This is a genomic window from Amycolatopsis sp. NPDC059027 (genome assembly GCF_042739735.1).
GTDB lineage: Bacteria > Actinomycetota > Actinomycetes > Mycobacteriales > Pseudonocardiaceae > Amycolatopsis.
The window spans coordinates 136,448-148,600 of the sequence record NZ_JBHYIK010000016.1 but is presented as its reverse complement, the minus strand read 5'-3'; the positions used below and the strand labels follow the sequence as shown (position 1 = coordinate 148,600).

The 12,153-nt window shown below is 70.3% G+C and carries 14 protein-coding genes; 10 read left to right on the top strand and 4 right to left on the bottom strand.

The window, feature by feature from the left end; translation table 11 throughout:
- Positions 1-80: 80 nt before the first annotated feature.
- Positions 81-875, bottom strand: coding sequence for an acetoacetate decarboxylase family protein (locus tag ACFWY9_RS13915; RefSeq protein WP_378339006.1), 795 nt, complete (start codon positions 873-875; stop codon positions 81-83).
- A 147-nt stretch (positions 876-1,022) separates the two neighbouring features.
- Between ACFWY9_RS13915 and ACFWY9_RS13910 the strand changes: the two genes are divergently transcribed.
- A complete protein-coding gene (locus ACFWY9_RS13910) occupies positions 1,023-2,369 on the top strand; it encodes a glutamine synthetase family protein (protein ID WP_378325331.1) in 1,347 nt (448 codons plus the stop codon).
- 15 nt (positions 2,370-2,384) lie between these two features.
- Positions 2,385-3,629: a cytochrome P450 gene (locus tag ACFWY9_RS13905; RefSeq protein WP_378325332.1), complete on the top strand. Its 1,245-nt coding sequence runs from the start codon at positions 2,385-2,387 to the stop codon at positions 3,627-3,629.
- A 4-nt stretch (positions 3,630-3,633) separates the two neighbouring features.
- Here the strand turns inward: ACFWY9_RS13905 and ACFWY9_RS13900 are convergent, their stop codons facing one another.
- Together ACFWY9_RS13900 and ACFWY9_RS13895 are read right to left on the bottom strand one after the other, a co-directional pair.
- Positions 3,634-3,930 (bottom strand): hypothetical protein, encoded by a 297-nt coding sequence (locus ACFWY9_RS13900; RefSeq protein WP_378325334.1) that lies wholly within the window; start codon positions 3,928-3,930, stop codon positions 3,634-3,636.
- A 52-nt stretch (positions 3,931-3,982) separates the two neighbouring features.
- Complete coding sequence (locus tag ACFWY9_RS13895; protein ID WP_378325336.1) at positions 3,983-4,591, bottom strand: TetR/AcrR family transcriptional regulator; 609 nt, start codon at positions 4,589-4,591, stop codon at positions 3,983-3,985.
- 71 nt (positions 4,592-4,662) lie between these two features.
- Between ACFWY9_RS13895 and ACFWY9_RS13890 the strand changes: the two genes are divergently transcribed.
- From ACFWY9_RS13890 to ACFWY9_RS13875, 4 genes are all read left to right on the top strand, one after another.
- A complete protein-coding gene (locus ACFWY9_RS13890) occupies positions 4,663-5,877 on the top strand; it encodes a macrolide family glycosyltransferase (protein ID WP_378325337.1) in 1,215 nt (404 codons plus the stop codon).
- A 10-nt stretch (positions 5,878-5,887) separates the two neighbouring features.
- Positions 5,888-6,400: a cupin domain-containing protein gene (locus tag ACFWY9_RS13885; RefSeq protein ID WP_378339005.1), complete on the top strand. Its 513-nt coding sequence runs from the start codon at positions 5,888-5,890 to the stop codon at positions 6,398-6,400.
- Entirely contained in the window at positions 6,393-7,163 is a 771-nt protein-coding gene (locus ACFWY9_RS13880; RefSeq protein ID WP_378325340.1) for an SDR family NAD(P)-dependent oxidoreductase, read from the top strand. Before ACFWY9_RS13885 ends, ACFWY9_RS13880 begins: the two co-directional genes overlap by 8 nt.
- 96 nt (positions 7,164-7,259) lie before the next feature.
- The gene (locus ACFWY9_RS13875; protein WP_378325342.1) at positions 7,260-7,592 is read left to right on the top strand and encodes a hypothetical protein; all 333 of its coding nucleotides are present in this window, start codon (positions 7,260-7,262) and stop codon (positions 7,590-7,592) included.
- Between the two features lie 41 nt (positions 7,593-7,633).
- Here the strand turns inward: ACFWY9_RS13875 and ACFWY9_RS13870 are convergent, their stop codons facing one another.
- Positions 7,634-7,810 (bottom strand): hypothetical protein, encoded by a 177-nt coding sequence (locus tag ACFWY9_RS13870; protein WP_378325343.1) that lies wholly within the window; start codon positions 7,808-7,810, stop codon positions 7,634-7,636.
- 307 nt (positions 7,811-8,117) lie between these two features.
- On the opposite strand from ACFWY9_RS13870, the gene ACFWY9_RS13865 reads away from it, so the two are divergent.
- The 4 genes from ACFWY9_RS13865 to ACFWY9_RS13850 all read left to right on the top strand — a co-directional run bounded on the left by ACFWY9_RS13865 (position 8,118) and on the right by ACFWY9_RS13850 (position 11,968).
- On the top strand, positions 8,118-8,651 hold the full coding sequence (locus ACFWY9_RS13865; RefSeq protein WP_378325344.1) for an HdeD family acid-resistance protein: 534 nt from the start codon (positions 8,118-8,120) through the stop codon (positions 8,649-8,651).
- 94 nt (positions 8,652-8,745) lie between these two features.
- Positions 8,746-9,795: a FecCD family ABC transporter permease gene (locus ACFWY9_RS13860; RefSeq protein WP_378339004.1), complete on the top strand. Its 1,050-nt coding sequence runs from the start codon at positions 8,746-8,748 to the stop codon at positions 9,793-9,795.
- Positions 9,792-10,838, top strand: coding sequence for a FecCD family ABC transporter permease (locus ACFWY9_RS13855; RefSeq protein WP_378339003.1), 1,047 nt, complete (start codon positions 9,792-9,794; stop codon positions 10,836-10,838). Before ACFWY9_RS13860 ends, ACFWY9_RS13855 begins: the two co-directional genes overlap by 4 nt.
- A gap of 110 nt (positions 10,839-10,948) precedes the next feature.
- Positions 10,949-11,968 carry an ABC transporter substrate-binding protein gene (locus tag ACFWY9_RS13850; protein ID WP_378325347.1) on the top strand — a complete coding sequence of 340 codons (1,020 nt, stop codon included), beginning with the start codon at positions 10,949-10,951 and terminating at the stop codon, positions 11,966-11,968.
- Positions 11,969-12,153: the final 185 nt, after the last annotated feature.

Here is a 12,153-nt window from a genome sequence, read left to right as displayed (position 1 = left end):
TCTCTCTGTATGAGTGTGCGGTTGTCGGGAGCTGCGCCGGGGCTCGTTAGAGACTAAAACCCCCCCAATACCCCCCACGCTCAGACCCGGGGGGCCAGCACCGATCCGCCGTCCCAGACGACGCCGATCTGCTGGTAGTAGGCGCCGATCGGCTCGTCGACCGTAAGCTCGGCCAGTTCCTCGGCCGGCGACGGGAACAGCCGCAGCTCCGCGCTGCCCCGCCAGACCTGCCCGCCCTCGAACGCCGCCGCACCCGAGGCGATCAGCTCGGCGACGGCGTCCGGCGCGTCCTTCGCGATGCCGGGCAGCCAGCGGTGGTGGGCCATCGGGTGCCCGTTGACGAACCCGCCGGTCCCGCTCTCCGCCTCCAGCGTCACCACCGCCTCGGCGAGGCGGCGGTCCCCGGCGGCGAGCGTGGCGCCGAAGCGGGCACCGGGCGCAAGCCTCGGCGCGGGACCGTAGGGATGCGGGCGCGTCTGGTGGATCGAGCCGAGCTTCTTCGGGTAACCCTGGTGGATCCCGCGCACGATCGCGAAATCCTTGTCCACCCAGATGTACACGCAGCGCGAGTAGGTCCTGCCCTCGAACCGGCAGCGCACCACCGCGAAACATTCCTTGTACTGCGCGGAAACCGGGTCGAGCAGCTCGTGGCCGTCCGCCGAGCAGGACTGCCAGTCCGCCCAGATGAGCGCGACCGCGCCGGGGTCCTCCTCGGCGGGCAGCAGGGGCGCGGGCAGCAGGGCAGCGACCTTCGCCGGATCGGTGCGGTATTCGATCGTCAGCAGGTCGCCGGAGTAGTGCCACGGCGGCGGGGGGATCAGTGCCGCCCGCCCCGTCGGGGTGCGGGGGTAGAAGAATCCTCGTACCGGCGCCATGAGACGGCCTCCAACCAGCGGAAGACGAACGTTTGGGAGCTAACGATATCAACTCCGGGGCGGGCGGAGAAGCTGATCAAAGGGGCTTGTCGGCCCCGGTGGCCCGGCCTATAGTTCGGTCCCAAACGACAACCCGGGAGGCTGGTCATGGACACCCCGCCCGATCGCGATGGCGTGCGGCGCACCGTCGAGGACCTCACGGCGAGGGGGGTCGACGTCCTGCGGGTGGGCTATCCCGACCTGATGGGGACCGAACGGTCCCGCGAGGTGCTCGTGGCGCAGCTGCCCGCGGTGATGGAGCACGGCCTCGCGTTCTGCCGCGCCGTCTACCACACGACGACGCGGGGTGAGACGCTCGACGTCGAGGGCGGGCTCGACGCGGGCCTGCCGGACGTGAAGGTCTTCCCGGACCTCACCACGATCGCCGACGTCCCCTGGGAGGACGGCGTCGCGTCCTGCCTCGGCAACGTGTTCGATCCCTCCGGCGCGCCGTGCGACGAATCGCCCCGCACCGTGCTGCGCGGCATCGTCGAGACGTTCCACGCGACCGGTCTGCACCCGGTGGTGGGTCCCGAGCTGGAGTACTTCGTGCTGGAGCGAGACGGGGACGGCTGGCGGCGCTACGGCGACGAGTCCGGCAACATCTACGTCACCGGTGCGAAGGGTGATCCCGGCGGGCACCTGACGGCGACCCTGCGTCAGTTGCGTGACCTCGGCATCGGCGTGACCGCGGGGAACCACGAGTTCTGTCCCGGCCAGTTCGAGATCAACCTCGCGCATTCGGCGGCCGTGGATTCGGCCGACCGCGCCTTCCGGTTCAAATCCGCGATCAAGGAGCTGGAACGGCGTGCGGGCCGGATGGCAACGTTCATGGCCAAGCCGTTCAACGGCGAGGGCGCGTCCGGATTCCATCTGCACGTCTCGCTGACCGATGCCGACGGCCGCAACGTCGGTGTCGATCCGGCCGGCCAGTTCGGGCTTTCCGCCGTGCTGCGCCACGCGCTGGCCGGGGTGCTCGCGCACGCACCGGCGCTCGCCGCGCTGGCCAATCCGACGGTCAACTCCTACAAGCGGTTCGGTCCCGACACCCTGGCCCCCTGGCTGATCGACTGGGGACTGGACAACCGCAGCGCGATGGTCCGCATCCCGCCCGAGCGTGGCGACGCGACCCGTGTGGAGCTGCGCCTGCCCGACAGCTCGGCGAATCCCTACCTGCTCTACGGCGGAGTACTGGCCGCGATGCAGCTGGGCATCGAGGCCGGGGCCGAGCCACCGGCGCCTCTCGACGGCTACGGCTACGACCCGGCCAAGGCGCCCGTGTTGCCGACATCGCTGTCGGCCGCGCTCGACGCCTTCGAGGCCGACGCGGCGTTGCAGGGGAAACTCGGCAAACGGCTGGTGTCCTCGTTCACGGCGTTCAAACGCGACGAGGTCGAGCGTTACCGCGCCTGGGTCAGCGACTGGGAACTGCGGGAGTACGTCCACCACCTCTGAGCCCGGGAGAGCACCGTGAGCACAGCGATCAGCACCGATCTCGACGACCTCGATCTCTTCCAGCGTGGTGAGGCCTGGCGGGCCTTCGACGAACTGCGCCGCACCGACCCGGTGGCCTGGACCCGCGAGCGGTCCGGCGCCGGCTACTGGAGCCTGACCCGGCACGCCGACATCGTGCGCGCCCTCCGCGACACAGCGACGTTCACCTCGGAGAAGTTCGTCAATCTCGAGGAGGTGGACGACGACCTGGCCGACATCCGGCGTTCCATGCTGGAGACCGACGGGCCACGGCACCGGGCGCTGCGTCAGCTGCTGCAACGGGACTTCACGCCGCGCCGGCTCGCGGGTTACGAGACGTTCCTGCGCGGCCTGACGGCGTCCACAGTGGACAAAGCGCTGGCGAAGGGCACCTTCGACTTCGTGCGCGAGGTGAGCGCCGACTTCCCGATCCGGGTACTGGCGCGCATGCTCGGCGTTCCGGACGAGGACACCGGGCAGCTCATCGCATGGGGCAACCGCATCATCGGCAACACGGACCCGGACTACGCCGACGTCCTGCTCGGCAGCGCGGACAGCGACCAGTATCGCGATCTGCCGTTCCGTAGCCCGGCCTCGCTCGAAGTGTTCGCCTACGGGGAGGAACTGGCCGCGCGGCGCCGCGGTTCGGACGGCGACGACCTGGTGTCCAAACTGGTCGACCGGACACCGCGCGACGGGGTGCCACTGTCCGAAACGGACTTCCGCAACTACTTCCTGCTGTTGGTGGTCGCGGGCAACGAGACGACAAGGCACGCCATCTCGCACGCGATGCTGGCACTGCTGGAGCACCCGGACCAGCTCGCCCTCCTGCGGGAACGCCCGGAGCTGATGCCCGGCGCGGTGGAGGAGTTCCTCCGCTGGGCCTCGCCGATCCACCACTTCCGCCGCACCGCGACCGCGGACGTCGAGCTGGGCGGCAGGCGGATCTCCGAGGGGGACAAGGTGGTCCTGTGGTTCGCCGCGGGCAACCGCGACCCCGGCGTCTTCGCCGAGCCGCACCGTTTCGACGTCACCCGCTCGCCCAACGACCACCTCGCCTTCGGCAAGGGCGGGCCGCACTTCTGCCTCGGCAGCCACCTCGCCCGGATGGAACTGCGGCTGATGTTCACCGAGCTCGTCGCCCGGATCTCGTCGATCCGGCTGACCGGCACACCACGCCGCGTGCGGTCCAACTTCGTGAACGGCCTCAAGGATCTCCCGGTCAGCGTGAGCGCGCGGTAGCTCGTCAGGACGTCCTGGTGTTCGCCCGTCGCAGATAGACGCCGCCGATGAGGGACAGGACGAAGACGGCTCCGCCGCCGAAGAACAGTCCCATGTCGACCGGGACGGAGTCCTCCAGCGACGCCTTCGCCTCGTCGTAGCTCATCGACGTACCGGCGCGGATCCGCTGGCAGACGTCGCCGGGGCGCATGTCCTTCCCGTCGCACACCGGGTTCGCGCCGGTGTGCTTCCACCACAGGAGACCACCCGCGACGCACAGGAGAAAACTGATCACCGTCAGGACCTTCACGAATTTTCGCATCGCGGCGAAGCGTAGGGGTCGCCGATGAAATCCCGATGACACGCGGCGGAGGTCAGCCGCCCAGACCGTACAGGCCGATGTCGATGCCACGCCGCATGGCCTTCCAGAAGTCCTTTTCGGACTGACCGGCTTCGAGACTGGTGAGCGCCGCCCCCTGCACGGCACCCACCATGGCGCCGACCACCGCGGCGGCGCTGATCGCGTCGAGCACGTCCGGGCAGGCCCGCAGGAGGGCGGCGGCGATCGTCCGCTGCTCGGCGAACTCCAGGCGCAGCGCCCTGGCCTGCAGGGCGGGCACGGTCATGATCAGCCGGGTGTAGAGCTCCCTCAGTTCCCGGTCGTCCCGCCCGGCGCTTTCGGCGCGATGGTCGGCCAGCATGGCCTCGTAGGCACGGGCCAGCAGGTCGGCGACCGGCTCGTCCGGCTTCCGGTCCGCGATCACCTCGACCGCGACGGCGGCGTTCCGCCCGGTGTCGGGGAACAGCACGGCTTCCTTGCTGGGGAAGTGGTTGAAGAACGTCTTGGTGGCCACGTCCGCGGCCGTGGCGATCTGCGCCACGGTGGTCTGTTCGTATCCCTGTTCCGAGAACAGTCGGATCGCCGTCTCCGCGATCAGGCGTCTCGTCTGCCGCTTCTTGCGTTCGCGCCGGGACTCGTCCATGCCCAGGATGTTACATCACCTGTACTTGTGAACACATTGCGAACTTACATCGAGTGTAGTTTCATGGCGTCATGAGCCGAGTGGTGATGGCGGGCATGCCCGCGTGGGGGCACGTCAACCCGAGTCTGCCGATCCTGCGCGAACTGACCCGGCGCGGAGTCGAGGTCACGTACTACACGGGCGAAGAGTTCCGGGCGCCGGTCGAGCGCGCCGGCTGCGAGTTCCGGGCCTATCCGCCGGGCACGATCAGCGTCGCCGACATCGCGGACGCCACGCGGTCCGGCAGCACGCTCCGGGTGGTCACCCGGGTGCTCGAGGCGACGGAGTCGTTGCTGCCGTTCCTGCGCGACGAGTTGGCCGGGAGTCCGCCCGCGGCGATCGCGTTCGATTCCAACGCGATCTGGGGCCGGATGGCCGCGGCGAGCCTCGGCGTGCCGATGATCTCGCTGATGACGACGTTCATGGTCGGCGGCAAGGATCTCTCCTGCCTGACCGCGCGCGAATGGGGTCACTACCTCGGGCCGACGCTCCGGGACCTGCCCCGCACGGTGGCGGCGAAGCAGCGGGTGGTGCGGCGCTTCGGGAAGCGGCTCTATCCGCCGTCGCCGACCCTGCCGATGCGCGGAGACATCACGATCTTCCCGATCCCGCGCTGGCTCCAGGGCGACAACCCGCGCATCGACGCGAGCTGCCACTACGTCGGTCCCACCTTCGAAGAGGGCGGGGGCGGTGCGCCCGACGCCGAACTCGCCGCGTTTCTCGACGGCTCCGGGCCGCTGGTCCTCGTCTCGCTGGGCACGCTCCACGCGGGCAGCGACGCCTTCTTCCACGCCTGTTTCGCAGCGCTGGCAGACCTGCCCGCGCGCGTCCTGATCGCGAGCGGCGGCGTCGACCCCGCGGCACTGGGCCGCCCGCCGTCGAACACGCTGGTCCGTGCTTCCGTGCCGCAGCGCGAGGTGTTGCGCCACGCGGCGGCGTTCGTCACCCACGGCGGGATGAACAGCGCGCTGGAAGGACTGGCCTGTGGTGTGCCGCTGGTCGTGGTCCCCCAGCAGGCCGAACAGCTGATGATCGGCCAGCGGGTCGCCGAGCGGGGAGCGGGAACGGTGTTGCGGCACACCATGTCCCACCGGCCCGTCCCCGCCGGGGAGCTGCGTGCCGCCGTCGAACGCGCCTTGGCGGACTCGTCGCTGCGGGCAGCGGCGAAGGAGGTGGGCGCGTCTCTCGGCGAAGGCGGGGGAGCGGTCGCGGCGGCAGCGGCCATCCAGACCCGTCTCGGTGTCTAGGCTGGTGATCATGGACACGACGGTGGCGGAACTGGCACGGCAGTACGGGCTCGAACCGCTGCCGGTCGAGGGCGGGTTGTTCCGGCAAACCTGGGCCGGACCCGTGGACGGAACCGGACGTCCGGCGGGTACGGCGATCATCGCGCTGTTCGCCACCGGTGGGCTGTTCTCGGCGATGCACCGGCTGCCGATCGACGAGGTTTGGCACTTCTACCGCGGTGATCCGCTCGAACTCCTGCTGCTGGCCGAAAACGGCGAGGCGCGCGTCGAGATCCTCGGGCCCGCGGCGGGTCAGCACCTCCAGCTGACCGTGCCCGCCGGAACGTGGATGGGCGCGCAGGTCGCGCCCGGCGGGCACTGGTCGTTGTGCGGCACCACGATGGCGCCGGGCTTCGTGGCCGACGACTACGAAGGCGGCGACGCCGACGAACTCGTCGCGCGCTATCCGGCTGTCGCCGACAGGATCCGCGCGCTGTGCCGTCCTGATGCCGGGCTGCGGATGACGGAGGATCCCGATGCGTGACACCGCCCTGCCGGACCTGACCGGAAAGGTCGCGCTGGTCACCGGCGCGGGCGGCGGGATCGGGCAGGCGATCGCCCTGCGGTTCGCGCGGGCGGGCGCCGCCGTGGTGCTCCATCACCACCACAGCGCCGGGAACGCCGCGGCGCTCGCCGGGCGCATCGCCGACGAGGGCGGGAGCACCTTCGTGGTGAGCGGGGATCTCACCGACGAGCGGACGTGTCACCGGATCGTGGAGCAGGCGGTGACCTCGGCGGGACGGCTCGACGCGCTGGTCAACAACGCCGGGATCCAGCCGGTCGAGCCACTGGCGACGATGTCGGCGGCGAGCTGGCGCGAGCTGGTCGACGTGAACCTGACCGGTGCCTTCCTGTGTACTCAGGCGGCGGCGACCGCGTTGCGGGAGCACGGCGGCAGCGTCACGCACATCGCGTCGATCGAGGGCACGCAGCCGGCGCCCGGCCACGCCCACTACAGCGCGAGCAAGGCCGGGCTGATCATGCACGCGCGAGCGGCCGCGCTGGAATACGGCGAGTTCGGCATCCGCGTCAACAGCGTTTCCCCTGGCCTGATCGACCGGCCGGGCCTGGCCGACGACTGGCCCGAGGGGCTCGAACGGTGGAACCGTGCCGCGCCGCTGGGCCGGGTCGGGCGGGGCCGGGACGTCGGCGACGCGTGCGTGTTCCTCGCCTCGGACATGGCTTCCTGGATCACCGGGCACAACCTCGTCGTGGACGGCGGGATCGGCGCGCGGCCGACCTGGTGACCTGATCGGGGGACGCCGGAGTCTCCCGATTTGACGTGCGTGAACGTGCATATGACCGTCAGGGGTGCCCACTCGACCGTCGCGAAAGGACTGACGATGACCACCCTGGAGCACCCCGCCGCGGAGACCCACCGGCACACGCACGGACCCGGCTGCGGCCACGACGCCGTACTGCACGACGACCACGTCGACTACGTCCACGATGGACACTTGCACCGCGAACACCGGGACGCCGACGGCGTCCACTACGACGAATGCACGAAGTGCTCCTGCCCGGACTGTTCGGACAGCTGCGCGGTGTGCGACTGCGCGAACTGCACCTGCCCGACGTGCAACCACGCGACCTGTCAGTGCGCGCACTGCGCCGACGACTGCGCGCACTGCGTGTGCTCCGACTGCACCTGCCCGACCTGCCGGCACGCCGCCTGACGCGACGTCGCTCCGGCTGTCCACAATGGAGGGACCGGCGGCTACCGGCGGCGGCGCGGACGGCGCAGGGCACGGAGCACCTCCGCCACGTGCTTCAAGCCCTCCGAACCGTCCCGGAAGACGACGCACAGGCACAACACGAGCAAGGCGAGTACGCAGACCACGACGACAGCGCCGGGCAGCATCAACACGGAACGCAACTCCACAGGTCCACCCATCACGACCGACGGTCCCGGTACCGGCGGAAAGGTTGTCCTACAGAGCCGTATTCGGTTGTGCGCTGCCACAGGAACAGGAGGGCGTCGTCCGGGCCGCCCGGGCGCCTCAGCCGCTAGCCCGCCCGGAAACCGGGCACATCGAAAATCCGGACCCTCCGGGGGAAGACCTTACTCCGGAAGGTGCCGGTCCGCCCAGGCCCGTTCGCGACGCCGGGAGGGTCCCCTGTCCGGGTGGTGGTTTCGACAGGCGGTGGCGCATTCCCAGGGTTAGGTTCGTGATCGGCCGGTCACGGACAGGGAGGTCGACGTGGTGAGTGGTTCGGGCGCGGCGGTGGCGCTGCTGGTGATCCGGGGTGTGTTCGCGATCCTCTTCGGCGTCCTGGCCCTGGTGTGGCCCGGCGTCACGGCGGTCGCGCTGGCCCTCGTGTTCGGGATCTACGCGATCATCGACGGGATCGCGCTGCTCGCCGAGCCGAAGGAGGCCGAGCGGCGCTGGGGCACGATCCTCGCCGGGGTGCTGGGCATCATCGCGGGCGTACTGACACTGGTGTGGCCGGCGATCACCGCGCTGACCCTCGCGCTGCTCGTCGGGATCTGGGCGGTGGTCACCGGGATCATGGAGATCAGCACGGCGATCCGGCTGCGCAAGTGGATCCGCGGCGAGCTGTTCCTCGGCATCGCGGGCGCGCTGTCGGTGGTGCTCGGGGTGCTGATCTTCATCCGGCCGGACGCCGGTGCCGTCTTCATCGCGGTGATGGCCGGGATCTACGCGCTGATCTTCGGGGTCATCATGCTCGTGCTCGCCTTCCAGCTGTATCGCTCGTCACGCACCGCGGTGTGAAGCGCGGGGCGCCCGGCTGCGCGGGTTAGGGTAGGCGCGCCTAACGACCGACCCGAAAGCCCGTGATGACCCAGCCCCGATACCGACGCCGCTCGTGACGAGCGTGCACGAAAGCCCGCCACGCACCGAGGTCCGGCGTCGTCATCGCGGCGTGACGCTGGCAGCCGGGCTGCTCGTCCTCGTCGCCGTGCTCGCGCTGGCCGTGGTGCTCAGCATCGCGGTCGGCGCTCGCGGCGTCGCGCCGGGCACCGTGTTCGACGCGCTGATCCACTTCGACCCGGCGAATCCCGACCACGTCGTGGTCCGCGACCTTCGGCTGCCCCGCACGCTGATCGGCCTCCTGGCCGGAGTGGCGCTCGGCCTCGCCGGAGCCGTCATCCAGGGCGTCACCCGCAACCCCCTCGCGGATCCGGGGATTCTCGGGGTGAACGCGGGGGCGGCCCTGTTCGTCGTGCTCGGCATCACCGTGTTCGGACTGACCAGCGTCACCGGCTACGTCTGGCTGGGGTTCCTCGGTGCGGCGATCGCGGGCACCGTCGTCTACGCGATCGGCTCGCTCGGCCGCGAGGGTGCGACACCGGTGAAGCTGGCGCTCGCCGGAGCGGCGGTGACGGCGGCGCTCGCCTCGGTCACCAGCGGCGTCCTGCTCACCGACACGACGACGTTCGACCAGTTCCGGTTCTGGCAGGTCGGTTCGCTGACCGGCCGTGATCCGGCCGCGATCGGCCAGGTACTCCCGTTCCTCGCCGCCGGCGTGCTGCTCGCCCTCGGTTCGGCCCGGATGCTGAACACGTTGTCGCTGGGTGAGGATCTCGCCCGCGCGCTCGGCCAGAACGTCGTGCTCACCCGGCTGCTGTGCGCGCTGGCCGTGATCGTCCTTTGTGGATCGGCGACGGCGATCGCCGGGCCGATCGGGTTCGTCGGGCTCACCGTGCCGCACGTCGCCCGGCTGATCACCGGTCCCGATCACCGCTGGCTGCTGCCGTACTCGGCGGTGCTCGCGCCGCTGCTCCTGCTCGTGGCGGACGTGGTCGGCCGCGTCGTGCTCCGGCCAGCCGAGGTCGCCGTCGGCATCGTCACCGCCGTCATCGGCGCGCCCGTGTTCGTCGTGCTGGTCCGGCGCCGGAAGCTGGCGCAGCTGTGAACCGCACCGCCCCGGCCGACGCCGTCCGCGTCGTGACGGCCGCACGCAGGCACGGCGTCCGGCGGGCGCGGACCGTTTCGCTGCTCCTGCTCGCCGTCGTCGTAGTCGTGTTCGGCGCGTCCCTTTCGGTCGGCGACTTCGCCGTGCCGATCCCCGAGCTGCTCCGGATCCTGACCGGCTCGGGTACCGGGCGCGGGGTGTACGTGGTGACCGAGCTGCGCCTGCCGCGGGCGGTGTGTGGACTGCTCGTCGGCGTCGCCTTCGGTCTCGCGGGCGCGTTGTTCCAGCGGCTGCTGCGTAATCCGCTCGCCAGCCCGGACGTCGTCGGCGTGACCTCGGGGGCGAGCGCCGCCGGGGTCGTCTGCCTGGTGGTGTTCGGTGCGTCGGGCGCGATCGTGTCGGCGGGTGCGCTCGCGGGCGGGGTGGCGACCGCGGCGGCGATCTACCTGCTGGCCTGGCGGCGCGGGATGAACGGCTACCGGCTCGTGCTCGTGGGCATCGGGATCGCCGCGGTGCTGTCCAGCGTGATCTCGTTCCTGATGACCTGGGCCGACGTCCAGCTCGCCCAGCAGGCGCTGGTCTGGCTGACCGGCAACCTCAACGGCCGGGGCTGGGAGCACGTCGGGCCGCTGGCGCTGGGCATGGCCGTTCTCGTCCCGCTCGCGCTGCTGCTCAGCCGCACGCTCGCGGCCCTGCAACTGGGTGACGACAGCGCGCGGGGGATCGGTGTCGCCGTCGAACGCGGCAGGCTGGGGCTCATCCTGATCGGCGTCGCGCTGGCGAGCCTGGCCACCGCCGCCGCGGGGCCGGTGGCGTTCGTCGCGTTCGTGTCGAATCCGATCGCCACCCGGCTGGTGGGCGGTTCCCGCCCCTCGCTGGTCCCGGCCGCGCTGACCGGCGCGCTGGTGACACTGGCCGGTGACTTCGCCGCCGCGGATCTGCTGGGGACCACCCAGCTCCCCGTCGGCGTGGTGACGGGCGCGGTCGGGGCCCCGTACCTCCTGCTGCTGCTCGCGAGGGCGAACCGAGCGGGCCGGATCTGAAGCCTGTGCAAGAGAAAGAGAGAACACCCATGAGCGACGCTTGCGAGCGAATCATGGATATCATGCGCCAAAAGAGAATTGGACACTGTCTCGCGGAGCGAGGCGATCGCATGCGTGCGACAACCAGGACGAGGATGCTCGCCACGGCGGCCGTGGTGGCGCTCGGCGGCCTTGTCGCGGCCTGCGGGCAGCCCGCTCCGCAAAGCTCGTCGGGGGTCGGGGACACCGAGGTCGCGAAGGGCGGAAAACTGTTCAGCACCGCCGACACGGCGACCGCGAAACTCGGTGCCGACGTCGGCCCAGGTGTCTTCCCCCGCACCGTGACCCACGCGCTGGGGCAGACGAAGCTGGAGAAGAAGCCGGCGCGCGTCGTCGTGCTCGACAGTGGTGAGCTCGACGACGTGCTTTCGCTCGGGATCACGCCGGTGGGGATGGCCACGACGGCGGGGGCCGACGGCGTCCCGTCCTATCTCGCCGACCGGGCGAAGGGCATCCCGGCGGTCGGGAAGATCGACAACCTCAATCTCGAGGCGATCGCGCGGCTGAACCCGGATCTCATCCTCGGCAGCAAACTGCGTGCGAACGATCTGTACCCGAAACTGTCGAAGATCGCACCGACAGTATTCAGCATCCGCCCCGGTTTCCCGTGGAAGGAAAACCTCCTGCTGGCCGGTGCTTCGCTCGGCGAGGAGAGCAAGGCGGTCGAACTGCTCAACGGCTACCAGAACCGCGCCAACGAGGTGAAGAAGGGAATCGCCGGTAACCCCAGGATCTCCCTCGTCCGTTTTCTGTCCGGCAACATCCGATTGTACGGGAATCTTTCGTTCATCGGCGTCATCCTGAAGGACGTCGGACTCGCCAGGCCGGACAACCAGAACATCGCCGACCTCGCCACGCAGGTCGCGGCGGAACGCATCGACCAGGCCGACGCCGACTGGATCTTCTACTCGAGCTATGGTGCCGGCCCCAGTCAGGACGAGAAGACCGTGACCGGCGGCGCGCTGTGGGCCGGGCTCGGCGCGGTCAAGGCGAAGCACGCGGTCCGCGTCGACGACGAAGTGTGGTTCCTCGGCCTCGGCCCGGCGGGCGCGATGAAGGTCCTGGACGACCTCGCCCGCGCCCTCGGCTAGCCGCCTGCACCGAAGGACGCCTTCGGTGCACTGGCCGTGCTGAAGGACGCCTTCGGCGCACCCAACGCACCGAAGGCGTCCTTCAGCAGACACGTTTCATGGTCGGATGATCCTATCGGCCGCCCGAATTCATCCCCGCCTCACAAAAGGCCGCCACCGTCGTTCCGGTTTCCCGCCCTTTCGGC

Bases quoted from the DNA above. Each gene is read 5' to 3' on its own strand.
- ACFWY9_RS13895 (WP_378325336.1), bottom strand. From the start codon at position 4,591: ATGGACGAGTCCCGGCGCGAACGCAAGAAGCGGCAGACGAGACGCCTG.
- ACFWY9_RS13850 (WP_378325347.1), top strand. From the start codon at position 10,949: ATGCGTGCGACAACCAGGACGAGGATGCTCGCCACGGCGGCCGTGGTG.
- ACFWY9_RS13870 (WP_378325343.1), bottom strand. From the start codon at position 7,810: ATGGGTGGACCTGTGGAGTTGCGTTCCGTGTTGATGCTGCCCGGCGCT.
- ACFWY9_RS13915 (WP_378339006.1), bottom strand. From the start codon at position 875: ATGGCGCCGGTACGAGGATTCTTCTACCCCCGCACCCCGACGGGGCGG.
- ACFWY9_RS13880 (WP_378325340.1), top strand. From the start codon at position 6,393: ATGCGTGACACCGCCCTGCCGGACCTGACCGGAAAGGTCGCGCTGGTC.
- ACFWY9_RS13885 (WP_378339005.1), top strand. From the start codon at position 5,888: ATGGACACGACGGTGGCGGAACTGGCACGGCAGTACGGGCTCGAACCG.
- ACFWY9_RS13910 (WP_378325331.1), top strand. From the start codon at position 1,023: ATGGACACCCCGCCCGATCGCGATGGCGTGCGGCGCACCGTCGAGGAC.
- ACFWY9_RS13900 (WP_378325334.1), bottom strand. From the start codon at position 3,930: ATGCGAAAATTCGTGAAGGTCCTGACGGTGATCAGTTTTCTCCTGTGC.
- ACFWY9_RS13890 (WP_378325337.1), top strand. From the start codon at position 4,663: ATGAGCCGAGTGGTGATGGCGGGCATGCCCGCGTGGGGGCACGTCAAC.
- ACFWY9_RS13875 (WP_378325342.1), top strand. From the start codon at position 7,260: ATGACCACCCTGGAGCACCCCGCCGCGGAGACCCACCGGCACACGCAC.